Genomic DNA, 25,014 nt, shown 5'->3' with positions numbered 1-25,014 from the left:
CGCGGGCAGGATTTTCTGGCCGCGGCAGCTTGAGGGGACTAGCGCAATGTTTGACAAATTCGTTTACCGCATCGCCCTGGCGCTGGTCGCCGGCTTCTGTGTGGTGTTGGCGCTGACGGCCACGGGTCTGCGCGCCCAGGAAGACGCCCATGGCCTCATCAATTCGCTCGGCCAGGCCAATTTCCAGAAGGCCGGGGATATCGTCCAGAGCTTGGCGAAGTCAGGTGACCCCAAGGTCGTGCCGGCATTGCAGGCCTTTTCCGACGGTGATCTCTATATCAGGAAATCCGACAATCAGGTTTTTATCGCCAAATCCTCCGGCGACATGATGGATCTGATGGATCCTTTGACCGGGCAAGTGGTCGGCCAGGAAGCCAAGGACAATCTCGGAAAGATTAAGATCAACAACAATCTGCGCCGTGCGGTTCGCGCGGCTCTCGGCGGCCTGACGCTGATGAGCCCGGATCGCGCCACGAGGCTCGAAGCGGCGCAATCCATTTTGAAGGCGCCGAGTGCGGATTCGCTCGACGCCGTCGAGACGGCGCTGCAGAGCGAGAAGGACGCGGACATCCGCGGTGTGCTCGAACGCGCAAAGGCGGTTGCGGTGCTTGGTTCGGACCGCCCGATCGCAGAGAAAAAGGCGGCGATCGAGACGATCAAGAACGAAGGCGGCCGCGATGCCATCGGCATTCTCTCGTCGGTTTCCGTTGATGATAGCCTGAAGCCCGATGTTGCCGCCGCCATTGCCGGCATCCAGGATCAATTGAAGTTCTGGGATGCGGTGCAGAATGTCTGGTACGGCCTTTCCCTCGGCTCGGTGCTACTGCTGGCCGCCATCGGCCTTGCGATTACATTCGGCGTCATGGGCATCATCAATATGGCGCATGGCGAGATGGTGATGCTCGGCGCCTACTCGACCTTCGTGGTTCAAAGCATCATCCGCACCTCTTACCCTGAGCTCTTCGACTGGTCGCTGGCGATCGCCCTGCCGGTCGCGTTCGTCGTCACCGGCGCCGTCGGTCTCGTCATCGAGCGCGGCGTCATCCGCTTCCTTTATGGCCGGCCACTGGAGACGCTGCTCGCCACCTGGGGCATTTCGCTGATCCTGCAGCAGGCGGTGCGGTCGATCTTCGGGCCGACCAACCAGGAGGTCGGCAATCCCTCCTGGATGTCCGGCTCCTTCGATCTCGGCTATCTCTCCATCACCTGGAACCGGCTCTGGATCATCGTCTTTGCGCTCGGCGTGTTCGTCGCGCTCTTGCTTCTCCTCAAGCGCTCGGCCTTCGGGTTGCAGATGCGGGCGGTGACGCAGAACCGGCGCATGGCATCGTCCATGGGCATTCGCACATCGTGGGTCGACGCCTTCACCTTCGCGCTGGGGTCCGGCATCGCCGGCATGGCGGGTGTCGCACTCTCGCAGATCGACAATGTCTCGCCAAACCTCGGCCAGAGCTACATCATCGACAGTTTCATGGTCGTGGTGTTCGGCGGTGTCGGCAATCTCTGGGGGACGCTCGTCGGCGCGTTCTCGCTCGGCATTCTCAACAAGTTCCTTGAGCCCTATGCGGGGGCGGTGCTTGGCAAGATCCTCGTCCTCGTCCTCATCATCCTCTTTATCCAGAAACGTCCGCGCGGGCTCTTCGCCCTCAAGGGAAGGGCGGTGGAAGCATGATCACGGCCTTTCTTCTTCGCTCGCTCGACCGCCGTATCAGAATCGCGATCACGATCCTGCTTGCCGTCGCCGTGCTCGTCCCTCTGTCGAATTTGGCTCTGCCGGAAACGAGCGCATTGCATGTACCCACCTACCTGATGTCGCTGTTCGGCAAGTATCTGACCTATGCGCTGCTCGCCCTGGCGCTCGATCTGGTCTGGGGTTATTGCGGCATTCTCTCGCTCGGCCACGGTGCCTTCTTCGCACTCGGTGGCTATGCGATGGGCATGTATCTGATGCGGCAGATTGGTTCGCGCGGTACCTATGGCAATCCGATCCTGCCCGATTTCATGGTCTTCCTGAATTGGAAGGATCTGCCCTGGTTCTGGTACGGCTTCGACCAGTTCTGGTTCGCCATGCTTATCGTGCTCGCGGCACCCGGCCTGCTTGCCTTCGTCTTCGGCTGGTTTGCCTTTCGCTCGCGCGTCAACGGCGTCTATCTTTCGATCATCACGCAAGCCATGACCTATGCTCTGCTGCTTGCCTTCTTCCGCAACGACATGGGTTTCGGCGGCAATAACGGCCTGACCGATTTCAAGGACATTCTCGGCTTCAACATTCAGGCCGATGGGACGCGCGCGGTGCTGTTCGCCATCACGGCCGTGTTCCTGGCGCTCGCATTGATGCTCTCCTCGGCCATCGTTCGCTCGAAGTTCGGCAAGGTGCTTGTGGGGGTGCGCGATGCCGAAAGCCGCACACGTTTCCTCGGCTATCGTGTCGAACATATCAAGCTCTTCGTCTTCGTCGTATCGGCCATGATGGCGGGCGTAGCCGGCGCGCTTTACGTGCCGCAGATCGGCATCATCAATCCCGGCGAGTTCGCCCCCGCGAATTCGATCGAAGTCGTCATCTGGACGGCCGTCGGCGGGAGAGCGACCCTGATCGGCCCGATCATCGGTGCCATCCTCGTCAACGGCGGCAAGACCATCTTCACCGGCTTGTTTCCCGATTTCTGGCTGTTTGCGCTTGGTGGCTTGTTCGTCGCGGTGACGTTGTTCCTGCCGAAGGGCATCGTCGGAACGATAGCGCACTATTTCGGAAAGACGCGCAAGCCGGCAAGCCCGCCGCCTAAGGCTGCGAAGGATGACGCCGACCCGTCCGTGCAGGCTGCGGAGTAGGACCATGATCCCCGATATCAAACCCAACAGCATGCTCTATCTCAACAATGTCTCCGTTTCCTTTGACGGCTTCAAGGCTTTGAACTCACTATCGATCGTCATCGAGCCCGGCGAACTTCGCGCCATCATCGGCCCGAATGGTGCGGGCAAGACCACGATGATGGACATCATCACCGGCAAGACGCGGCCCGACGAGGGCGAGGTGTTCTTCAACGGCCAGGTCGACCTGACGAAGAAGGATGAGGCCGATATCGCCCAGCTCGGCATCGGGCGGAAGTTCCAGAAGCCGACCGTTTTCGAAAGCCATACGGTCTGGGACAATCTTGAACTGGCGCTCAACCGCAATCGCGGCGTCTTTGCGACGTTATTCTATAGGCTGACGCCCGCGGATCGCGATCGTATCGAGGAAATCCTGGAGACGGTGCGGCTGTCGCACCGGCGCGACGAGCTGGCGGCCAATCTCTCGCATGGCCAGAAGCAGTGGCTGGAAATCGGCATGCTGCTGGCACAGGAGCCAAAGCTACTCTTGGTCGACGAACCGGTGGCGGGCATGACGGATGCCGAGACGGCGGAAACCGCCGTGCTTTTGAAGGAGATCGCAAAGACGCGCTCTGTCGTCGTGGTTGAACACGACATGGGCTTTATCCGGGATCTTGGCGTCAAGGTCACGTGCCTGGCGGAAGGATCGGTTCTGGCGGAAGGCTCGATCGATTTCGTCAGCAGTGATCCGAAGGTGATCGAGAATTATCTGGGGCGGTAAGTGGTTTTGGGATGTGGGGCAGCCCCCTCATCCGGCCTGTCGGCCACCTTCTCCCCGAGGGGAGAAGGGATAGACGCACCGTCCCGCTCATCCCGCCTAGCCTACAGGCAGGGATACAAAGGTTATCCCCTCTCCCCACGGGGAGAGGGTTAGGGTGAGGGGGGCGTGGGGGAAAAGGAAGAGAATTGAAATGCTGACAGTCGAAAACGCGAACCTGCATTATGGCGCCGCTCAAGCGCTGCGAGGCATCTCCATCAAGGCGGAGATGGGCAAGATCACCTGCGTCCTCGGGCGCAACGGCGTCGGCAAAAGCTCGCTATTGCGTGCGGTCACCGGGCAGCATGCCTTGTCGGCCGGCACGGTTGCCTTCAACGGTATCACGTTGAACGGCATGGCGCCATTCGCGCGCGCCAAGCAAGGCATCGGCTATGTGCCGCAAGGTCGCGAGATTTTTCCGCTCTTGACCGTGAAGGAAAATCTCGAGACCGGATATGCGCCGCTTTCCCGCCGCGACCGCAGCATTCCCGATGATATCTACAGCCTGTTTCCGGTACTGAAGTCCATGCTCTCGCGCCGCGGCGGCGATCTTTCCGGCGGCCAGCAGCAGCAACTGGCGATCGGCCGGGCGATGGTGACGCGGCCGAAGATCCTGGTTTTGGACGAGCCGACCGAGGGCATTCAGCCGTCGATCATTAAGGATATCGGCAGGGCGATCCGCTATCTCAGGGATTCAACCGGCATGGCGATCCTGCTGGTCGAGCAATATCTCGACTTCTGCCGCGAGCTCGCCGACTACGTCTACATCATGGATCGCGGCGAGATCGTGCATGAGGGGCTGGCCGAGACGCTGGATACGCCAGAGGCCCGCCGCCATCTGACTGTCTGAGCAGGAGAGATTGCTCATAGCCAGGGTCCGGATTGCCGCCGCTTTCGCCGGAGCCTCAGGCGTGTGAGGGGTTCCCACCCTTTGGTCTTACAGACCATCTTACTGCGGACAATATGGGCTATTCGTACGATGATATCTGCTCTCGTGGAAGCAGCTCTCACGCATTTGTGACAGTTTCCCGAATTCCTGGGATATCTTTGCGACAAATCGCGGCTAAAGTGCTGGCAATTATTCTATCTCTTGAAGGCGCCCCGACTTTTGAAAGAGAATCCCATGCAGCAACGTAAAAGCGTATCGGTCGAAGAGCTCCCGGAAAATACAGCACTTGCGATATATGAGCTAATCGGCGGTACGTTCCGCAACTATTCCGAGATCCTTTACATACGTGTACCGGATGTGACTGATGATGGCAGGTCCATGGGTGGCATCGAAATCACCATTCGCAAGACGGCATCCGCCGCATCAGTGCAATGAGCGCGGCTGAACGCTTGCAACAAGCCTTTCTTCTCAGGTGATATCTAGGCATGTGTCAGCGGTAATCCAGCGGTCATGCACAACCGATCTTCGATCTCATTGCAATATACTTGATCGTTAAATAGCGGTCGTCAACCGGTAATCTCGCATACAGAAATGCCGATACACATTGTGATAATGCGCATAGATAACATTAAGCAGAGCACCATATCCAAGCGATATCTCGCGACATGATTTGGCCACGTCGACACCAATTGACACACTTTGACCATTTTCCGGCAAAGCTATGTGACAAATCGAGAGTAATCCTCCTGTAAGAGCATATTAGATAGGGCTTAAAGGTGGTGATCATTAGCTTCATATCACGCAATTGGATGGATAGAAAGTCAGGTTCAATTAGAGGGTGTGATGTCTCCGTGCCAGCGGCTTATCCATGCACTCCATGGAATGCCTATACCAGCATAAGGGTGGAGATCGTTGATGTCGGCCCTAATATGCTTATCCATCCGTTTGATCTACGTACGGATTCTTGCACAGATCAATCGGATCTTCGTGAGAATATGTTCATTCAGCGAGAGCGGTGAATAATATGAATCACGGTCGATCCGATGCCTGCACCATCATCAACGGATTGAGCGCGTGCGGTACCATCGCGGTAGTCGCGGCTGCAATTCGCAACTCAAGCGGAGCGCGCGCAGGAAGCTACCTGATCGCGCCAGACAAGCTGCCTTATGTCCTCTGCAGGCAGACTTGACGATGATTTCCAGAGGCGACGGGTTGGTTGCGAGTTTGCGAGGAGCTGTGCCGCCGGAAACCAGCCTTTCCGTTCCCTCCCTCCCTTTTGATTTTGATCCGCACGCAACGAGGAATATATGAAACGACATCTAACGCGGACCGTGGCTTCGGGAATCGTGGTCATATTGCTGGCTGGCTGCAACCAACAGCCGGCAGCACAGAATGGCGGAAGAACGGTGAAATCCGAGGTCAGCGCGATGACATTGCATCCGCAATCGGTCGCGATCACCGCCGATCTACCCGGTCGCATCAGCGCCAATCTCGTCGCCGAGGTTCGGCCGCAAGTCGGCGGCATTATCCGCAGCCGCAATTTCAAGGAAGGAAGCGAGGTCCGGGAAGGCGATGTGCTCTACGAGATCGATCCGTCTTCTTACCAGGCATCCTATGACAGTGCGGTCGCCGCCTTGCAGAAGGCGGAAGGTGCCGTGCCGAATGCCCAGGCCAAATTGGACCGCTATGCGGGCCTGAGTGCGCAGAGCGCCGTCAGCCAGCAGAATTTCGACGATGCGAAGTCAACCCTGGTACAGGCACAGGCCGATGTCGCCTCTGCCAAGGCGGCGCTCGAGACGGCACGGATCAATCTTGATTATACAAAGATCCGTGCGCCGATTTCCGGCCGCGTCGATGCCTCCACGGTGACGGTCGGCGCACTCGTGACTGCCGAACAAACGACCGCGCTGACCACCATCCGCCAGCTCGATCCGATCAATGTCGACGTCACGCAGTCGAGTACGAATCTCCTGCGATTCCGACGTGCCGTGGAGGAGGGGCGCCTGAAGACAAGCGGCGAGAATGTTTCGGTCCGTCTGACCTTGGAGGACGGCACGCAGTATAAGGAAAGCGGCACGCTGGAATTTGCGGAGGCGGCTGTAGCCGAGACTGTCGGAACACTCAATGTCCGCGCCAGCTTCCCCAACCCGGAGCGGGTTCTGCTGCCGGGCATGTACGTGCGCGCCACCATCCAGGAAGGCGTTGCCGAAAACAGCTTCCTCGTGCCGCAGCGTGCCGTGACCCGCAACACGAAGGGCGAACCGATCGCTTTCTTCGTCAGCGCGGACGGCAAAATCCAGCAGCGCGTGCTGACCGTTCAGCGCAGCATCGGCAACAGCTGGCTCGTCGGCAAAGGAGTAGAGGAGGGAGATCGAGTCGTTGTCGAAGGCATACAGCGCGTGCGTGACGGCCAGGAGGTGAACGTCGCGCTGGTGACAGTCGACGATGCCAGCGGAAATCTTGAACAGGCATCGGCGGCCGGCACAGCCCAAGCCGGTCAGCAGGCCAAGGTCGACGGCGCGGACAAGAGCACCGTCACCGGTTCGACGAATTGAGGGTAAAACATGTCTCGCTTCTTCATTGACCGGCCCGTCTTTGCCTGGGTGATCGCCATCGTCATCATGCTGGCGGGCGCACTTTCGATCCTCACACTGTCGGTCGCGCAATATCCGCAGATCGCGCCGACGACGGTGCGCATCACCGCCACCTATTCCGGCGCCGACGCCGCAACCGTCGAAAACTCGGTGACCAAGGTCATCGAGCAGGGCATGACCGGTATCGACAATCTCGATTACATGGCGTCGACCTCGACGGCGACGGGCCAAGCCTCGATCTCATTGACTTTCACCAACAAGGCCAATCCCGACGTCGCGCAGATGCAGGTGCAGAACAAGCTGCAGCTCGTCACCGCGCAATTGCCGCAAGTCGTCCAGAATACCGGCATCACCGTTTCGAAATCGACCAGCAGCTTCTTCCTCGTTGCGGCGTTTGTGTCGACGGATCGCAAGCTTATGCCGACCGACCTAGCCGACTATGTCGACAGTACCCTGAACGATACTTTGAAGCGGGTTCCAGGCGTTGGCGACACCACGCTCTTCGGTGCGCGCTATGCCATGCGCATCTGGGTCGATCCGGACAAGCTCGTCAAATACCAGCTGATGACATCGGACGTCGTCTCCGCCATTCAAGCGCAAAACGTACAGGTCTCGTCCGGTCAACTGGGTGGTCTGCCGCAGCTTGGCGGCCAGCAGCTCAATGCGACGGTCACGGCTGGCAGCCGTTTCCAGACGCCGGAGGAATTCGAGAACATCATCCTCAAGAGCCTGCCTGATGGTTCCATGGTTCGCGTCAACGATGTCGCTACAGTGAAGCTGGGCGCCGATAGCTACGTCACGTCGGGTGTCTATAACGGCATGCCTGCCGCGGGCCTTGGCATCAGCCTGGCGACGGATGCAAATGCGATCGATACGGCGGCCAGGGTCCAGTCGACGATCGATGGTTTGCGCAGCACGTTGCCGCCGAACGTGGAGATCGTCTATCCCTACGATACGACGCCCTTCGTGAAGCTGTCGATCGAGGACGTGGTCAAGACGCTGTTCGAAGCCATCGTGCTCGTCTTCATCGTCATGTTCGTCTTCCTGCAGAACCTGCGCGCCACGCTGATCCCGACGCTCGCCGTCCCGGTCGTCCTGCTCGGCACCTTCGGCGTGCTGGCGATGTTCGGCTATTCCATCAACACATTGACCATGTTCGGCATGGTGCTGGCGATCGGCCTTCTGGTCGACGACGCCATCGTCGTCGTCGAAAACGTCGAGCGCGTGATGGAGGAAGAGGGATTGTCGCCACGCGAGGCGACGATCAAGTCGATGCAGGAAATCACCGGCGCGCTGATCGGCATCGCCACGGTCTTGTCGGCCGTGTTCATCCCGATGGCCTTCTTCTCCGGTTCGGTTGGCATCATCTACCGGCAGTTCTCGGTGACTATCGTCTCGGCGATGGTGCTGTCAGTCATCGTCGCTCTTATCCTCACGCCAGCTCTTTGCGCCACCATTCTCAAGAAGCCGGCGCATGGCACGCGTGAGCGCGGCCTGTTCGGCTGGTTCAACCGTAATTTCGAGCGGGGAACGAGAGGTTATCAGCGCACCATTCATGGCATGATCCGCCGCGGTGCCGTGTTCCTCGTCATCTTCGTGCTGATCGGCGTCGGTGTCGGTTATCTGTTCAATCGTCTCCCTAGCTCCTTCCTTCCGGAAGAGGATCAGGGACGTCTTCTGACCAGCATTCAGCTGCCCCCCGGCGCGACCGCTGAACGCACCCGTAAAGTGCTCGATCAGGTCATGAATTATTATCTCAACAATGAGAAGGACTATGTCGACGGTGTCTTTGGCAGCGTCGGCTTCAATTTCAGCGGCCAGGGCCAGAACGTTGCCGTCGCCTTCGTGGATCTGAAGGACTTCGATCAGCGCAGGACGCCGCAAGCCTCCGCCCAGGCGATCGCCAGACGCGCGATGGCCGCCTTTGCCAAGATCAAGGACGGCAATGTCTTCGCGCTGGCACCGCCGGCAATCCCCGGTTTCGGCAATAACAGCGGCTTCGATTTCTACATCAAGGATATCAACGGTGCGGGTCACACCGCATTGATCGCCGCCCGCAACCAGTTCTTGGGTGCGGCGTCGGGGAGCGCGAAGCTGAGCGGCACGCGCCCGAACGGACTGGACGATACGCCGCAATATTCGATCCATATCGATCAGGAAAAGGCTCGCGCCTTGAATGTCGATCTGGCGGATATCAATGCGACGTTGTCGACGGCCTGGGGCGGCACCTACGTCAACGACTTCATCGACCGCGGCCGCGTCAAGAGGGTCTATGTGCAGGCCGACAGCAAGTTCCGCATGCAGCCGGAGGATTTCGATCGCTGGTATGTGCGCAATTCCGGCGGCGACATGGTGCCGTTCTCGGCCTTCGCCTCAGGTATCTGGACCTATGGTTCGCCACGCCTGGAGCGCTATAATGGTGCTTCTGCCGTCGAAATCCAGGGTGCAGCTGCGCCCGGTGTCTCCTCGGGCGACGCCATGAACGAGATCGACAAGATCATGGCGACCCTGCCGCCCGGCTTCAGCCACGATTGGACCAGCCTGTCCGCTCAGGAAAAGCTCTCGGGTAACCAGGCAAGCCAGCTCTACGCGATTTCGATCCTGGTCGTCTTCCTGGCGCTCGCCGCCCTTTACGAGAGCTGGTCGATCCCGTTCGCCGTCATGCTGTCGATCCCGATCGGCATCTTCGGCGCACTCTTGGCCGCAACCATCTTCGGTCAGTCGAACGACGTCTACTTCAAGGTGGGCCTGCTGACGACAATCGGTCTGGCGGCAAAGAACGCCATCCTGATCGTCGAGTTCGCCATCGAGCAGCAGGACAAGGGCAAGAACCTGATCGATGCGACGCTCGAGGCGGCGAGGCAACGTCTGCGACCGATCCTGATGACCTCATTCGCCTTCATCCTCGGCGTGCTGCCGCTGGCGATCGCCAACGGGGCCGGTTCCGGCAGCCAGAACTCGATCGGTATCGGCGTCATGGGCGGCATGATCTCGGCGACCGTGCTCGGCATCTTCTTCATACCACTGCTCTTCGTCTCCGTCCGCCGCATCTTCAAGGGCAAGAGATCGACCGATACGGAGGGGCAGGAGCCGAACGTTGCCACGGCGACGCCGGATACGCCATAGTCAGCATGCATGCAGGCCCAGCGTCAAAGCTGGGCCTGCCGTAAAAGATGGCCGTTGGCAATTGACCCGGAGCCACGATTAGTGGCTCGGACTACCTCCATCGGCGATACGCTGCCCACTTTCGTCGAAGAGATGGACGGCGTTATGAGCCGGAGCGATGCGCAAGGTATCGCCTGGCGCGGCCCTGATCCGCTCACGGAACACGCAGGTGACTGTCTGCGTGCCGAGGCGGGCAATCACCATCGTTTCGGATCCCGTCGGTTCGACGACGATTGTCTCCACCTCGATACCGTCTGCCACCAGCTTGATATCCTCGGGGCGAATGCCATAGGTTACGGCAGTCGGCGGATATTGTTCGCTCGGCAGGATAAGCCCGTCGGTGGTGCGGAAACCGGTGTTCGTCATGCTGCCCTTGATGAAATTCATCGCGGGAGAACCGATGAAGCCCGCGACGAAGAGATTGACCGGCCGGTCATAAAGCTCAAGCGGCGATCCGGATTGCTCGATCAGGCCGTCCTTCATGACGACGATCTTGTCGGCCATGGTCATCGCTTCGATCTGATCGTGGGTGACGTATATGGTCGTGGTCTGTAGTCGCTGGTGCATTTCCTTGATTTCGGATCGCATCTGAACTCGAAGCTTCGCATCGAGATTCGATAGAGGCTCGTCGAAGAGGAAGACGGCGGGGTCGCGCACGATCGCGCGGCCCATGGCAACGCGTTGCCTCTGCCCGCCGGAAAGTTGCTTCGGATACCGTTCGAGAAGATTTTCAAGCCCGAGGATTTTCGCGGCATTGCCGACGCGCTGATCGATTTCCGCCTTCGGCATTCGCTTCAGCCGCAAGGAGAAACCCATGTTCTTGGCGACCGTCATATGCGGATAAAGCGCGTAGTTCTGGAAGACCATCGCGATATCGCGATCCTTCGGCGCGAGGTCGTTGACGATATGCTTGCCGATTTGGATATCGCCCGAGGTGATCCCCTCCAGGCCGGCGATCATTCTGAGAAGCGTGGATTTTCCGCAGCCCGAGGGGCCGACGAGCACGACGAACTCGCCGTCGCGGATATCGACCGATACGCCCTTGATCGCTTTGAACGCGCCATAATCCTTGCGCGCGTTGTTCACTCTGACATGTGCCATTTTCCATCCTCCCGGATAGCTTCAAAGCCCTTCAAGACCTTTCGAAGATAGGCAAGGCCGAGGCGCTCGCCTTCCTTGCGTTGAGCAAGATCCTTGCCCGGCCAACCGAAAGCCGCATCCTCGTGCTCGATCGAGAGCGTGCCGTCAAAGCCATTGGCGCGCGCCTGACGCAGGAAGCGCGGCCAGTCGAGAAGTCCATGGCCCGGCAACTTGTATTGCCACCACCCCTTGCCATGATAGCCGACCGCCTGCTGAACGGCCGCATCGATCGCGGTATCCTTGGCATGAAGGATGGCGATGCGATCCTTGACCGCATCCATGGCGGTATAGGGATCGACGCCGATGCGGATGAGATGGGACGGGTCGAATTCTAGGCCGAAGCGTTTGTCGGGAATTCGTTTGAAGAGCTCTTGCCAGCCTTTCGGCGTGGTGCCGATGAAATTGTCCTTGGGGCCGGGCCAGTTCTCGATCGCAAAGATCAACCCGCTCGACGTCGTCCTGGCGATCAGCCGGTTGGCGAAGTCGGCGAAATCTTCATAGTTGGCATCCTCGTCGGCGCTGTCGTCGCGACCGGGAAAGATAATGAAGATCGGCACGTCCGCTTCGCCGATCGCGTCGGCGAATTCCTCGGTGATGGTTCGAAGTTCGCCGCGTTTGCCGCGATCGGCATCGAGCTGATTGCCGAAAAAGGCGATCGAGGAGACGAAGAGGTTGCGGTCGCGGGCAAGAGCGACCGCCGCTCGTACCTTGTCCGGCGTCTTGATATGGCCGCGGACATCGATCTCGATCGCATCGAAACCGGCGGAGGCGGCGAAATCCACCACCTCCTCGAAGGGCCTATCGTTGAATGTCGACGTATAAAAACCGATCCTCATCAAAATCCTCCCTGCGGCCGCGGGGGCCAATTCAATTGTTCAGGCGGTCCATGAATTTGAGTGGTGAACGCGTGCGCTGGACCTCGTCGGCCGAGGCGAGCATGAGGGCTGCCGCCATCGGCATTGCCGCGGCGCCGATCGCGCAGGCGTCCTCTCCGAGCGAGGCACGGTGGATCGATGGCAGCGCCGTATCCTCCATATCGAGGTGCTCGTGGACATAGCGCAGCAGTTCATCGATCATGCGGATGGGCAAGCGGCCGCCCAGGATGATGGCATCGGGATCGACGATCATGCCGATGTGCTTGACCGCGACGGCCAGATGCGCGCTCATCCCCTTCAGCCATTGGGAGGCCAGTTTTCTGCCACGGGCATCCAGCGTCAGGAGGTCCGAGGGCACGCTTGCCTTGATGCCGTGTTCGCCTAAGAACTTGTAGAGGAAGAAGAGCGAGAATATTTCGCCGAGAAGCTCGACTTTCTGGCCTCCCCTGTGGCGCGCATCGGCGATTGGCAGCCAGCCGATCTCGCCGCTCAGGCCCATGGCGCCGCGATGGCCGGCGCCGTCGAGCACGAGCCCGCCTCCAGGGCACGCATTGATCGCGATATAGAAGAAGCTACGGCTTTCCGCTCCAAGCCCGTAGTCCAGCTCCGCAAGCGCTCCCGCATTCGTTTCATTCTCGATGAAGACGGGATGCTGGGTCAAGTTCTCCAATGCGGCGCGCACGTCGAATTCCATCCACTCTCCATAATTATTGGGCTTACCCAGGAAGTCGATCTCGCCGAGCCAGTCCGGCATCGCGAGTCCGATACCCGCCAGATGCGCATCGTCGATCAGGCGGCTGCGCTGGAAATGCGAGATCGCATCGGCGGTCAGCTGCATGAATTCGCCCGGCAGGATGTAGCGCTTTTCGTGGTGGACGCGGGCGCGCACGTTGCCGACGGCATCGACGGCAAGGATCGTCAAATGGTCGCGATCGATGTTGATGCCGATCGCGAAGAAGGCGTCGGGGTTGATCTCAAGCTCGATCGCCGGCTGTCCCCTCAGACCATGGCGTCGCCGGGCTTCTATGATCAAGCCTTCGTCGAGCAGGCGATCGACGATGCGGGCGATCGCCGGCTTGGTGAAGCCGGTCTGCCGGGCGATTTCGGCGCGCGAAATCGGCGCTTGCCGATGGATGCAGCGTAGAACGACGCCTCGATTGTGCTCGCCCGCATCCTCGACATTGGCTCCCGTCAGGTCGGGAGACAGTTTGACACCGGTCGGTTGGTTCATCCTCGGGATTCCTTATCAGTCTGGCACGCGCAAACCGGCCTCACCCCTTCACCGAGCCGCTGGTCATGGAGCCAAGGATCAGCCGTTGCAGCGACAGGAATGCCACGATCGCCGGTACGACGGAGATGAGGCAGGCGGCTGCCAGCAGCTGGATGGACGAGTCGGTTTGCATGCCACGGAAATTAAAGATCCCGACGCCGATCGGCATCAAATTGTTTTGCGTGAGCAGCAGAAAAGGCACCAGAAATTGCGACCAGCCGGCAATGACCGTGATGATGAAGACGGAGGCGATGCCCGGTGCCGACAGCGGCAGCACGATCCGCCAGAACACGGAGAAACGGTTGCATCCGTCGATCATCGCGGCTTCGTCGAGGCTGCGCGGAATGCCGTCCACCGTGCTCTTCAGAAGCCATGTCGCGAGCGGCACGCCGAGCGCGATATAGACCATCGTCACGGCGAAATGCGTATCGAGCAGGCCAAGGCGGTTCATATAGCGATAGAGCGGCACCATGATGACCAGCGGCGAGATCATCTGAAAGAGCAGAAGCCCCATCATCGACAGGCCCTTGCCCCGGAACTGGAAGCGCGAGAAGGCGTAGGCCGCGGGCATGGCGACGATCAGAACGCCGAAGCCGCTCAGAGCCGCGAGCTTCAAGCCGTTCCAGAGATAGAGCGGGAAGTAGCTGTTATTAAGCACGGTGATGAAATTGTCGATCGTTGGGTTGTGCGGGATATAACGCGCCACGCCGCGATAGATTTCGCGTTTGTCGCGCAGCGCCATCGACAGCAGGTAGGTGAGGGGGCCGGCGAAGAAGACGAACATCGCCAGCATGAAAAGATAGCTCAGAAAATCGCCGAAGCGAGTGCCGGTGCGCCTGCTCATCGTTCATCCTCCTTCGGCAGGAACGATGCATAGATGACGGCTAGCCCGAGGCTGATGATGAGCATCAGCACGGAAAGCACGCTGCCCCCGGACAGGTCATAATTGCGGAAGACGATATTGAAGACATAGAGCGATATGACTTCGGTGGCGCGGCCAGGGCCGCCACCCGTCAGCGTGATGATCGCGTCGAAAGTGTTCAGCGTCATGATGGTGATGAGGATCATGTTGACGAGGATGGCCGCGCGCAGCTGAGGGATGGTGATGAAGAAGAACTGCTGCGGGCCCGTCGCGCCATCCACTTCCGCCGCTTCGTAGAGCGAGGGATCGATTGCCTTCAACGCGGCATACATGACGACCATCGAGAAGGCCGTTCCGCGCCAGATGTTCGAGATCAGGGCTGACCAGGGCGCGATGGCGGGATCGGAAAGCCAGGCGACCGTCGGCAGGTGCATGAGCCGTAAGATGCTGTTCAGCGCGCCGTAGGGTGCTTCCGAAAATAGCATCTGCCAGATGATGCCGCCGGCGATGCCGGGCACGACCCAGGCGATGAGCGCCGTGGTTCTGAGTATCGTCGTGCCGAACAGACCGCGCTTTTCGCCGCGAACGACAACGACGGCGACGGCAAGGCCGAGGATCTGCTGGCCGATGACGCTGCCGCCGACGAAGACGAGGGTTGCCCAGAGAATGTCGGGAAGCTGCGGCGAACTCAGCATGTTCGCAATAGAAGCGAGCGTATAATCCTGATTTTCGCCGATCAGCGTCGCGTTGGTGAAGGACAGACGGAACACGTCGATGACCGGATAGAGATAGAAGATGCCGATGACGATGATCACGGGCATGATCCAGGGTAGCGGCGCCCCGGCGAAACGGCGCATGAACGATCTGCTGTGCGGCCGGCTGGCAGCCTCGATGGCGATTGGGGTCATTGGGCTTCTCTGTCCGGGTTTGACACTGTCGGCAACGCCCGCGCGGGCGTTGCCGCGATCACAATCGTTAGAGACGCTTGTAAGCCTCCATCGTCGCCTTGAATGCCGCGTTAAGCGCTTCTTCCGGCTGCTTGGTTCCCGATAGGACGTCGCCCATCATGATCTGAATCTGGTTGGAGATCTCCGGATAGATCGGCGCGCCCGGACGGGCCTGGCCGTTGGCGAGCGCGTCGGCGAAGGTCTTGTTGGCTTCGGTCGCGAAGACCTCATATTTGTCGAAGAGCGATTTGCGCGTCGGCAATTGCTGCTGAAGCGCGTTGCCCGGCCCCATATAGATGTCGCGCGCGAGGTTGGCGCACATCTCGACCTTGTCTTTATCCTTGCTGAAGGAGGCGATCGTCCAGCCGCCCGTGCCGGTCGAGCGCTGATCGGCCGTCGGGCCGGGGATCGGAGAGAAGGTCCAGTTGGCGAATTCGTCCGGATCCAGCGTTGCCTTCAACTGGGCGAGCTGCCAATTGCCGCCGATGAAAAGCGCGGTCGTTCCGGCAGCCGCCGCGGCGTTCAGATCATCATAGTTGCCGATCGTCGTCACCCGTTTGGGCGCGGCACCGGAATCGACGAGATCCTTGTAATAGGTCAGCGCCTTGAGGAACTTCTCCTTGTTTTCGCCCTCGCCGAAAACCGGCTTGCCGGTATCGTCGACGAGCTTGCCGCCGAGCGCCCAGTAATTGGCGAGCCAGTCGAAGGTCGAACCCTCATAGCGGGCGGCGTTGAAGAGGATGCCCTCCATGCCTTCCTTAACGGAGGCGATACCGGCCTTCTTCAGGTCGTCCCAGGTCTTTGGTGCATCGGGGACAATGGACTTGTTGCGGTAGAGGACGCGAAGGTCGGTATCCCACCACCAGGCACGGATCGTCTGATCCTTGTCGGTGATGCCGCTGCGGATGAAGGGGAAGAGATCCGCGACTTCGTCCTTCGAGAAATAGGGGGTGAAGTCGGCGAGCACATGGTTGACCATGAATTGCGAGAGGACGAAGGAGTCGACGGCGGCGCAATCCGGAGCATTGCCGGCCTTTGCCTGTTCGAGCATTTTTGCCTGCTCCGTGCCGATATCGGCCGACATGAACTGCATCTGCAGCTTCCAGTCGGGATGCTTCTTGATGAAGTCGATGAAGAGTTTCCGATAGCCCTCGGCGATCGCCGGATCGGCATTGTTCGGACTATCGTTCGTGAGCCGGACAGTGAGTGTTTTCGGCGCGTCGGCAAGGCCGATCCTGTCCTTTGTTGCCAGTTCTTGGGTAAATGCGGCAGGCACTGAAAACAACATCGTGCTCAGCGCTAGCGCGCTGACGAACGCTCTCTTCATGATGGGTCTCCTCCCCATTTTGAACGGATACAACATGGTGGCCAGTTGACCGCTCCTCATTTCCATGCTGCATTAATTAGATTAAGTTACTTTGGTTTGATGTCAAGTCGCAGCTCGGGAGGATAGAGATGCTGGTGACATTCGACAGCAGCTAGCGGCTTCAGGCCGTATTCCCCATCTCGAAACAGTCGAGCCATCGCGGGTATCCGCGGTGGGGAATGAGGTTTTTGCCTCGGTTATGAAAATAGCCAAACCTGACATCTATGGAGGATCAGATGCGCCTACTCATTCTCGGCACTGGCGGAATGGCCAACAAGCATGCGGCAAGTTTCAAGGAGATCGAAGGCGTCAGCGTCGTGGGCGGCGTTGACGTCGTTCCTGAGCGGCTGGCAGCCTTTTGCTCGGAACACGCCATCCCCAATCGTTTCGGCTCGCTTGAGGAAGCGCTCGCCTGGGGCGAGTTCGATGCCGTCGCCAACGTAACGCCTGACGCTGTTCACCACCCGACGACGCTGCAGGCGATTGCTGCCGGCAAGCATGTCTTCTGCGAAAAGCCTCTTGCGACAGACGCGACCAAGGCGATGGAAATGACCGAGGCTATCGAGAAAGCCGGCAAGGTGGGCATGGTGAATTTCACCTATCGCAATTCGCCTGCCTTGCAAAAGGGCCGGCAGATGGTGCTCGCCGGCGAGATCGGTGAGGTGAGGCATGTCGAAGCCTCTCATCTGCAGAGCTGGCTCGTTGGCCGGCATTGGGGAGATTGGAAATCGGAGAGCAAGTGGCTGTGGCGCCTCAGCAGGAAGCATGGTTCGAACGGCGCGCTCGGCGACATCGGCATCCATATCGTCGACTTCGCGTCCTATGGTTCTGGACTTGACGTCGCTCATGTTTTCGCGCGGCTGAAGACCTTCAGCAAGGCGCCGGGCGACAAGATCGGCGAATATGATCTCGATGCGAATGACAGCTTCACAATGAATGTCGACTTCACGACCGGAGCGATCGGCACGATCCAGGCGACGCGCACCGCCGCGGGGCAGATGGACCAGCTGCGCCTGAGGGTTTACGGTGAGACCGGTTCGATCGAGATGATCTACGACACAGGAAAATCGACGCTCCGCGCCTGTCTCGGCGAAGACGTCCACACGGCAACATGGCGTGATATCCACTTTGATGACGTTGAGACGAACTACCAGCGCTTCGTTCAGGCCGTCAGGATGGGCAAGACCCAGGAACCCTCCTTCCGCCGGGCGGCAAACATACAGAAGGTCCTGGACAAGGCACTCGCCTCGGACATCAGCCATAAAGACGAGGCGCTTGCCTGAATCCAGAAGCGAGATTCAGCCGGAGACTGGCGGCAGAAGAGTGTTGAGGAAAGGCAGGAGTGCCGCCCCCAGCGCCACGCCGCCGCCGCTGAAACTTGCCGGCTTCATCGGCGAAATCCAGGGCGTCAGGAATGGCCGTTTCGACGTGTCGCGGCGCTCGACGGAAAGCTGATGGATCAGTGCCTCGATAACGTCGCGCGGCAGGTCGCCGCCGATCATGATCACGCTCGGCGCGATGAAGCCGGCAATCGCGATGATCGGGTCGAGCAGATGGCTTGCCGCCTCTCGTATCCACTGCGTTATCAGCGGGGAATATGGCTCCTCGCCCGCCAGAAGGTGCCGAAATTCGTCTTCGCTCAACAATCCGCGCAGCGCATCGAAGCCGACGACCGTATTCAGGCGGATATTGTCGGGACCGGTGCGCATGTCGCCGATATTGCCCGCGCGCCCATGAACGCCTGAATAGGGAACGCCACGAACGAGGAACCCGGCCTGGACATCCTCGTCGATGATGATCATCGCGAGTCCGCCTTTCGGCGCGGGTGTGCCGATCGTGCGCTCGGCGAGCAGGCTTGCCGTGCATTCGTTCTCGACATGGCTGCGCGGAAGTTTCGATGCGGCATCCAGCTGCTCGCTTTCTTCCGGGCTCCAGTCATTCGAGGCGATACCCAGGCCGATGATCGGCAAGTCGGCATGATGGCCGATCATGTCCTTGATCGTCGAAAGGATCGATGCGACCCTCGTGGCCCGGGCGAGGGGAAAATAAACGCGGTCGTGAACCTGGCCGCTCAGATCAACGAGAACCGCTTCGCCTCGATTTTGACGGGCACGAACGCCGATCGACAAGGCTCCTTCTGGCCGCAGGGCAAATTCGGTGGAGGTCGCCCCACCGCCGGCGCCATTTCGCCGATGCGATGTCACCAGCCCTTCATCGCCAAGCCGGCGCAGAATGTTGGTGATTCCCGGCCCGGTCAGTCCGGAATGTTTTCCGAGCTCCATGCGGGTCAAAGGGCCGTGGCGGCGGATCGCCTCCAGGATGACGCGAATATTTCTGTCGGCGATTTCTCCCGACCGCAGACCGAGTGTCTTGCCCCGCGTAACGTCCGTCTCCTCCGGCTGGCGCCACCGTGGCCCGGATCGAAGATACCGCATGACCGATTTCCTTGCGTACCTTGCCGCTGGTATTTCGCGGACAAATGACAATGCCCCTGACTATTTTCCAACCGGTCCGTACAAATTCTTGATTTTATTAGGGCCGCAACCGCCCTTGTTTCAAGTGACTTTCGGAATGCAAGCATCCCTAAAAAGAGTCATGAGGTTCGTGGTTCGACCCCGGCGGCCGCTATTTTTCGTGCGCGTAAAATCGCATCCACTGCGATCAGCGTCAACAAAACCGCAGCCAATAGGAGAAGGTGGCCACCGATGGCTCGGTAGGCGAACACTCCCAGGACGCCGCCGAGAAGAAACGAGACGATCGTGTAAAGATGCAATTGTAGTTTGCTCAGATTGCGCCGCGCCTCCGGAGCCTGCTCACGTCCTCGCAAGGCGTCCAGGGCAATGGCTAGCTCTATGCCTAGATCCGTGGCCATGCCGGAAACATGCGTGGTGCGAACCCTGGCGTCCGAGATGCGGGTGACGACCGCGTTCTGAAGCCCCATCAGGAATGCAAGCCCGAGAACGAGAACCGGCGTGCGCCAAGCAGCGAGCAACCAGAGATCCGCGCAGCCGAGCGCGGCAAGTAAGATAGCCTCGGTCAAAATACTATAAGCATAGATCGCATGTACGTTGCGCCGCTGACCCGCATTGACAATCAGCGTCGAAGCCGCAGCACCCAGGATGAAGGCAATGACAATCCCGCCGTAAAGCAGGCTCGACAGCCACTGTCCCACGGCAAGATGATCGGACAGGGTCGATACATTTCCCGTCATGTTGGCTGAGAAGAAGCCGACAGCGTAGAAGGCGGACGCATTCAATGCGCCGGCAATTGCCGCGAGGGACGCAGCCAGATGGCGGTCAATTTTCTCGTTGCGATGGGTGCCTTGTCTTACAAGCATGGAAGCCACTGTTGGCGGTTGCGGATTGAAGGCATCGAAAGTCTTTGCTCCTTTCTGGATTTCAGGCCGACATCTTTCCAAACCGGACTGGGAACCATCAAGCCTCCTTGCCTCCGGGTATTGCGGGATCGGGTATGACGATTCCACGCGGGCCAACATATCCGAAACGATGACGATTTACCCTACTACTCGACGCAGCGCTCTCACAAGCGGGCTTTTGGCTTTGCGTGAAGATGCCACATGGACCAAGCCGCCACATCCTCGCCTCAGTGTGGCTGCTCTCATCGGCGGCATTGGATTCCCTTCCAGAACCGCAATTCTTGCGGTTGTATGGGTGGTCCATCAAGAGAGCTTGCTTTCGTTCAGACGGTTTAGAATGTCAAGCGGTATCAGATGCCTGGATGTGCAGCGTCGAGAGGAGGCCCCCTCCAGCAATCGATGCATACAAACCGAACGCTCAGGTTGAGATTGGGCGCGTAAGAAGGAATTGTTAGCGCGGAAGGTGCACATGATTTAGTACTATTTGACAACTAGAAAATTGTCGCATCGGTCGTAGACTTCTGATTGTAAGCCAGCAAGTCAAGAGAGATGCGGCTAAGAGCGCCGGTGCGCTCGTCGGTGCAAATAAGCCGAAACAGGCGGTTCGACTCCGCGGCCGCAACCACGCCCTTCGACAGCATCGCAGCTGATGGATGAAAAGCTGCAATTGCAACTAATTCGAACGGGCACACGCCCAGCAAATTCCGCCTCACACGTTGTGCCGGAAAAGAAGCTTACTCGTTATCAGACTAAGGTCCGTGTTCAACGCAGCTCTATTCGGATAGTGCATGACTGCCCCCGGTCGCCGACACCACTGCCACCCGTCGGCGGTCTGCCCTGTCATCGGACCAACCTCCGGTGACAGGGCGAATAATCAGGCGTTGGATCGGCGTTCGCTCGATGCCGCATGGACGGCGACTTCCCGCCGGAGGGGCTCTTCACCCGGTACCGTCAAGGCCAGCCGCTAGCGAGACCCCGAAGGCCGCCCGAGGTCGTGCGTTGAGTATCGGCGCGTGCCTGACAAAGGATCACAATCCTTCCTCTTCGCCGACCGACCATTATCTTTCCGCAAGTCGGTATGCGTCGGCTGCGACGATTGAAAGCCGCCCGTCGTCAACGCCTGACCTGCGACGGTGTGACTCTCCAGTCGCCTTCGTTGCCATCATCTGCTGCTTCGAGCACTTGGCACCCACGCGATGCTGAACGGACTCCATGAATAGAGATCGGTAGCACCGGGCGCGTCAGCTGGACGCAGCCACATCTTTTCGATGAAGTGCGAAGCCTGATGCCCTCTGACCGCCCAGTTCCGACCGGAGTTGCATGGTCGGAATATGGTAATCCCCGCCATTTTGGCTCCTGTAAGGAATGGGGCTTGTTGTTTCGAGCGTTCGCATCCGATCGCGCAGATGTTTCGCAGCGGCTTCGAAGCGGGCGTCGTCGAAGCGATCGGTACTATAGGTCACGAAGGGCGGCAGCACATCGTAGCCAGGATAGTACAGAATGCCGTGATTGATCGGAAATAGAAGATCGTCGATGGGGCCGTTGATTCCCCGAGGAGCGTAGTGTTCTTCCCACCCCCCTGCGGTTACGATCAACATGGCTCGCTTGCCGACCAAGGTTCCCTCTCCATAGCGATCACCCCAGCGCTTGTCGCTGTGTTCGCCAACGCCATAGGCGAACCCGTAAGCAAACACGCGGTCGACCCAGCCTTTCAGAATGGCCGGCATGGCGAACCACCAGAGCGGAAACTGCAGGATCAATGCATCAGCCCAGAGAAGTTTTTCGATCTCCCCTTTGACATCGTCCGTCAGCGTGTCGCAGCTGAAGGCATGTTTGGAAGCGGCGACCGGCATAAGCCGCTCGTCGGGAGCCAAAGACGGGAAATCCGCGCGGTCGATCTCCGATTTCCAGCGCATGGCATGTAGGTCGGAAACCTGTACCGTGTGGCCGGCTGCTTCCAGCTCCTGGACCGCAACATCACGTAACGATGCGGATAAGGATTTAGGTTCGGGGTGAGCGAAGACGATGAGCACATTCATAGTGGCACCTGCTTGTTGAAGAAAACTCTCCCTAAGCTAGGACATGTTCCGCTAATGCGTTATATAGCAGGAATGGATAGGATAATGCCGAATAATGGATAGATCGGACATCACGCTCGAACGCATTCGCACCTTTGTCCGCGTCGCCGAACGCGGCAATTTGTCGGCTGTGGCGCGTGAGTTGAACATTGGCCAGTCCAGTGTCACGCGCCATGTGCGTGAGCTTGAAGAAGCCCTTGGCGTGGCGCTGTTGAGCCGCACGACCCGTCGTGTCACGCTCACCGAGGAAGGGGGACTTTATTATGCCAATGCCATCCAAATCCTGCGCCTGCTGGAACAGGCGACCGATGAAGCGCGAAGCGCGCGGAGCGTCTCCGCCGGCTCGGTTCGCATTTCTTGTACGGCAGCGCTCGGCGTCCGGCATGTCAGCCGTTTGGTCTTCGCCTTTCAGGATCGCTACCCGGACATCGCAGTCGACCTCAGCCTGACGGATGAACGCGTTGATCTCATCCGCGAAGGCGTGGACATCGCACTGCGCCTCGGTCCGCTCGCCGACAGTTCGATGAAGCTGCGGGCGATCGGTCAAAGCCGGCGCGTTCTCGTCGCTTCTCCCGCCTATCTGGCAAGTCGTGGCCGGCCGGCGACACCCGAGGAGCTCAAGGACCATGAGGGCGTTCGCATGTCGAACGTTGCCGGAAGCGAATCTCTCGCGCTTGAGCGGGTGGGAGGCACGCGCCACCTCGTGCCTTTCAGCGGGCATCTGCGCGTTGATCACGGGCTCGCCGCGCGCGAAGCCTTTATCGCGGGTCGCGGCCTGGGCCCCGCTCATATCTGGCTGGTGGACGACCTTCTCGCGGACGGCCGGCTCGAAGCAGTGCTGCCTGACTACGCTCCACCGGCCGTGCCGTTGAATATGCTTATCGCGCCCGAACGAACCGGCATCGCGCGTGTCCGGCTGCTGGTCGAGTTTCTGGCAGAGGGAATGCTCCGGGTCCCTGGTATAGAGCGGTAAGGGGCAAAAAGTTAAACCGCTGCCTGAAGCAGGTCGCGCAAAAATGCGCAGCGGTTTGCCGCTTCCGAAGCCTCCGCCATATGGCGTGGAGCGCAATTTGAATCTGGCGCCGCGGCGGGGATGGTATAGGGGCAACGGTCTTGATCAAGAGGAAATCTGGACAAGCCTTTCGCGATCTCGACATCCGTCGTTATGCGGTCGACGGTCAGCCGAAACTCAGGGCCACCGTCTGAGCGGATTGGTCAATAGCCGCACATTCTCCGCAGGACCGAAAGTGGCGGCAGGAAGAAAACAATCTCGTCGGCTGCCGCCAAGCCAGGCCCGCGTCCCGAGCCGGAGCGCCTAGGGCGCACCCAATATTTCCCCCGCAATGCCACCATCACATGTTGGATCGGAAATCATCTGCCCTAGATCAGTGAAAGGGAGATATCGGTAATTGTCTTGCCTCTGTTCGAAAGCGGAAAAGGCCAGCGATGATCTATGATGCCGTTGTCGTGGGTTCTGGTTTTTCCGCCATTTCCACCGTTTGCAATCTCGTAGAGCTGCTCCCTGAAACGGCATCGATCGCCATTGTCGGCGACGATCCTGGCTTTGGTCGCGGGACCGCCTATCGGACAGAACTCTACTTGCATCGCCTGAACGTGCCGGCCGGCCGCATGAGCTTGTTTCCGGATCGTCCGAATGCCTTTGTCGAATGGCTTCGGGAACGCAGGCGGCCGCTGGACGCGGGAGATTTCGCCTCCAGGCAGGACTATGGCCTGTATATTCGAGACAGTTTGGCCGCTCTGCTGCGCAATAGGAAACAGCGTTGTCGGGTCGACTTCATCAGGGCCAAGGCGACGGGATGCGTTGAGCGATACGGTTCCGCGCTCGGCTTTATTTTGGACAACGGCAATGAGATCGCCGGGCGAAGCGTCGTGCTCTGTCTCGGCGTTGGCAATGCACCATTGCCGTTTGATGTTTCCCGACTATCCGCGGACGTGCGCTCCCATATCATCGAAAATCCATGGCGGCTGTCATGGTTGAGACGGGTGGGTAAGGCCGATACGGTCTGTATCTTGGGTTCGGGACTGACGATGATCGATCAGGTTTTGGCACTGTTTGCCCACGGTTTCACCGGCAAGATAATCGTATTGTCACGGCGCGGCCTCGTTCCGCACGATCATGTCAGCCATCCCAAGTCGGCGGTCGACATCGACGTCGAAGCCTTGCCCACGCGGATGAGTGAACTCCTGCATGTTCTCCGTCGCGAGAGCAAAGATGCGGGGGACTGGCGCAGGGTCATGGATGGCTTACGCCCGAAGACGCAAGCTCTCTGGTCGAGATTGCCGGAGATCGAGCGCCGTCGCTTTTTACGCCATGCCTTGCCGTGGTGGAACATTCATCGTCATCGTGTTGCTCCGGATGTGTTCCGGCGGTTTGAAAGGATGCTGCAAAACGGCCAGGTTTCGATCCGAGCCGGCCATCTGCGGAATGTCGAGAAAACCAAGGCTTTAACCGTACATTACCGGCCTCGCGGCGAGAGCTTTACAGCATCCATCGAGGCGGACTGGATCGTGAATTGCACTGGCATGGAACGAGCAGGCATCGCGCATTCCCCATTGCTGCAGGAGATGCAGCGCAAAGGCCTGATCGAGGCGGATCCGCTTGGTCTCGGATTGGTGGTCGATGCTCGCTCACGCATCCCTGGCTCGAGCGGCAAGGAAGCAATCATCTATGCCGTTGGCGCGCTGACCGCTGGCCAATTCTGGGAAATTACCGCCGTGCCGGATATCCGCGTGCAGGCAAGAAAGGTTGCCGAGGCGATTGCGGATAGATTGCCGTGAAGGATCGATATCCGCCGACTTGAGAGCT

The 25,014-nt window shown here is 59.3% G+C and carries 19 protein-coding genes; 10 read left to right on the top strand and 9 right to left on the bottom strand.

All coding sequences use genetic code 11. The annotated features are described in order from the left end of the window. The first annotated feature begins 46 nt into the window (after positions 1-46). From urtB to AC13QY_RS09295, 7 genes are all read left to right on the top strand, one after another. Positions 47-1,672 (top strand): urea ABC transporter permease subunit UrtB, encoded by a 1,626-nt coding sequence (gene urtB / locus AC13QY_RS09325; RefSeq protein WP_488493350.1) that lies wholly within the window; start codon positions 47-49, stop codon positions 1,670-1,672. Further along, positions 1,669-2,829, top strand: a complete 1,161-nt coding sequence (gene urtC, locus AC13QY_RS09320; protein WP_488493349.1) for an urea ABC transporter permease subunit UrtC — start codon at positions 1,669-1,671, stop codon at positions 2,827-2,829. Before urtB ends, urtC begins: the two co-directional genes overlap by 4 nt. A gap of 4 nt (positions 2,830-2,833) precedes the next feature. Beyond that, positions 2,834-3,589, top strand: coding sequence for an urea ABC transporter ATP-binding protein UrtD (gene urtD, locus AC13QY_RS09315; RefSeq protein ID WP_069613981.1), 756 nt, complete (start codon positions 2,834-2,836; stop codon positions 3,587-3,589). A gap of 190 nt (positions 3,590-3,779) precedes the next feature. Further along, positions 3,780-4,475: an urea ABC transporter ATP-binding subunit UrtE gene (gene urtE / locus AC13QY_RS09310; RefSeq protein WP_092716684.1), complete on the top strand. Its 696-nt coding sequence runs from the start codon at positions 3,780-3,782 to the stop codon at positions 4,473-4,475. Positions 4,476-4,748: 273 nt separating this feature from the next. Beyond that, complete coding sequence (locus AC13QY_RS09305; protein WP_113331613.1) at positions 4,749-4,949, top strand: hypothetical protein; 201 nt, start codon at positions 4,749-4,751, stop codon at positions 4,947-4,949. Positions 4,950-5,821: 872 nt separating this feature from the next. Beyond that, the gene (locus AC13QY_RS09300; protein ID WP_488493348.1) at positions 5,822-7,069 is read left to right on the top strand and encodes an efflux RND transporter periplasmic adaptor subunit; all 1,248 of its coding nucleotides are present in this window, start codon (positions 5,822-5,824) and stop codon (positions 7,067-7,069) included. Positions 7,070-7,078: 9 nt separating this feature from the next. Further along, positions 7,079-10,234 carry an efflux RND transporter permease subunit gene (locus AC13QY_RS09295; protein WP_488493347.1) on the top strand — a complete coding sequence of 1,052 codons (3,156 nt, stop codon included), beginning with the start codon at positions 7,079-7,081 and terminating at the stop codon, positions 10,232-10,234. Positions 10,235-10,312: 78 nt separating this feature from the next. Here AC13QY_RS09295 and AC13QY_RS09290 read toward each other — a convergent pair whose 3' ends face one another. From AC13QY_RS09290 to AC13QY_RS09265, 6 genes are all read right to left on the bottom strand, one after another. After that, on the bottom strand, positions 10,313-11,374 hold the full coding sequence (locus AC13QY_RS09290) for an ABC transporter ATP-binding protein (RefSeq protein WP_488493346.1): 1,062 nt from the start codon (positions 11,372-11,374) through the stop codon (positions 10,313-10,315). Beyond that, on the bottom strand, positions 11,356-12,249 hold the full coding sequence (locus AC13QY_RS09285; protein WP_488493345.1) for a sugar phosphate isomerase/epimerase family protein: 894 nt from the start codon (positions 12,247-12,249) through the stop codon (positions 11,356-11,358). Before AC13QY_RS09285 ends, AC13QY_RS09290 begins: the two co-directional genes overlap by 19 nt. 31 nt (positions 12,250-12,280) lie before the next feature. Next, on the bottom strand, positions 12,281-13,519 hold the full coding sequence (locus AC13QY_RS09280) for an ROK family transcriptional regulator (protein ID WP_488493344.1): 1,239 nt from the start codon (positions 13,517-13,519) through the stop codon (positions 12,281-12,283). 40 nt (positions 13,520-13,559) lie between these two features. Beyond that, positions 13,560-14,402 carry a carbohydrate ABC transporter permease gene (locus tag AC13QY_RS09275; protein ID WP_092716672.1) on the bottom strand — a complete coding sequence of 281 codons (843 nt, stop codon included), beginning with the start codon at positions 14,400-14,402 and terminating at the stop codon, positions 13,560-13,562. Beyond that, positions 14,399-15,328, bottom strand: coding sequence for a carbohydrate ABC transporter permease (locus AC13QY_RS09270; protein ID WP_488493343.1), 930 nt, complete (start codon positions 15,326-15,328; stop codon positions 14,399-14,401). The genes AC13QY_RS09275 and AC13QY_RS09270 overlap by 4 nt, the downstream gene beginning before the upstream one ends. Positions 15,329-15,395: 67 nt before the next feature. After that, the gene (locus AC13QY_RS09265) at positions 15,396-16,694 is read right to left on the bottom strand and encodes an extracellular solute-binding protein (protein ID WP_488493342.1); all 1,299 of its coding nucleotides are present in this window, start codon (positions 16,692-16,694) and stop codon (positions 15,396-15,398) included. 275 nt (positions 16,695-16,969) lie between these two features. Between AC13QY_RS09265 and AC13QY_RS09260 the strand changes: the two genes are divergently transcribed. Then, positions 16,970-18,016 (top strand): Gfo/Idh/MocA family protein, encoded by a 1,047-nt coding sequence (locus tag AC13QY_RS09260; protein ID WP_069614400.1) that lies wholly within the window; start codon positions 16,970-16,972, stop codon positions 18,014-18,016. Between the two features lie 15 nt (positions 18,017-18,031). Here AC13QY_RS09260 and AC13QY_RS09255 read toward each other — a convergent pair whose 3' ends face one another. The 3 genes from AC13QY_RS09255 to AC13QY_RS09245 form a co-directional block, all read right to left on the bottom strand. Continuing rightward, positions 18,032-19,168, bottom strand: coding sequence for an ROK family protein (locus AC13QY_RS09255; protein ID WP_488493341.1), 1,137 nt, complete (start codon positions 19,166-19,168; stop codon positions 18,032-18,034). Positions 19,169-19,326: 158 nt separating this feature from the next. After that, entirely contained in the window at positions 19,327-20,070 is a 744-nt protein-coding gene (locus AC13QY_RS09250) for a YoaK family protein (RefSeq protein WP_113331622.1), read from the bottom strand. A gap of 1,280 nt (positions 20,071-21,350) precedes the next feature. Further along, positions 21,351-22,148 (bottom strand): NAD(P)H-dependent oxidoreductase, encoded by a 798-nt coding sequence (locus tag AC13QY_RS09245; protein ID WP_488493340.1) that lies wholly within the window; start codon positions 22,146-22,148, stop codon positions 21,351-21,353. 94 nt (positions 22,149-22,242) lie between these two features. Between AC13QY_RS09245 and AC13QY_RS09240 the strand changes: the two genes are divergently transcribed. Together AC13QY_RS09240 and AC13QY_RS09235 are read left to right on the top strand one after the other, a co-directional pair. Next, positions 22,243-23,160 (top strand): LysR family transcriptional regulator, encoded by a 918-nt coding sequence (locus AC13QY_RS09240; protein WP_488493339.1) that lies wholly within the window; start codon positions 22,243-22,245, stop codon positions 23,158-23,160. Between the two features lie 473 nt (positions 23,161-23,633). Then, a complete protein-coding gene (locus tag AC13QY_RS09235; protein ID WP_488493338.1) occupies positions 23,634-24,986 on the top strand; it encodes an FAD/NAD(P)-binding protein in 1,353 nt (450 codons plus the stop codon). Positions 24,987-25,014: the final 28 nt, after the last annotated feature.

The organism is Martinezella sp. CNPSo 3795, from assembly GCF_057784475.1.
The sequence above is the reverse complement of the archived record's forward strand: the minus strand, read 5'-3'. Positions and strand labels throughout refer to the sequence as shown.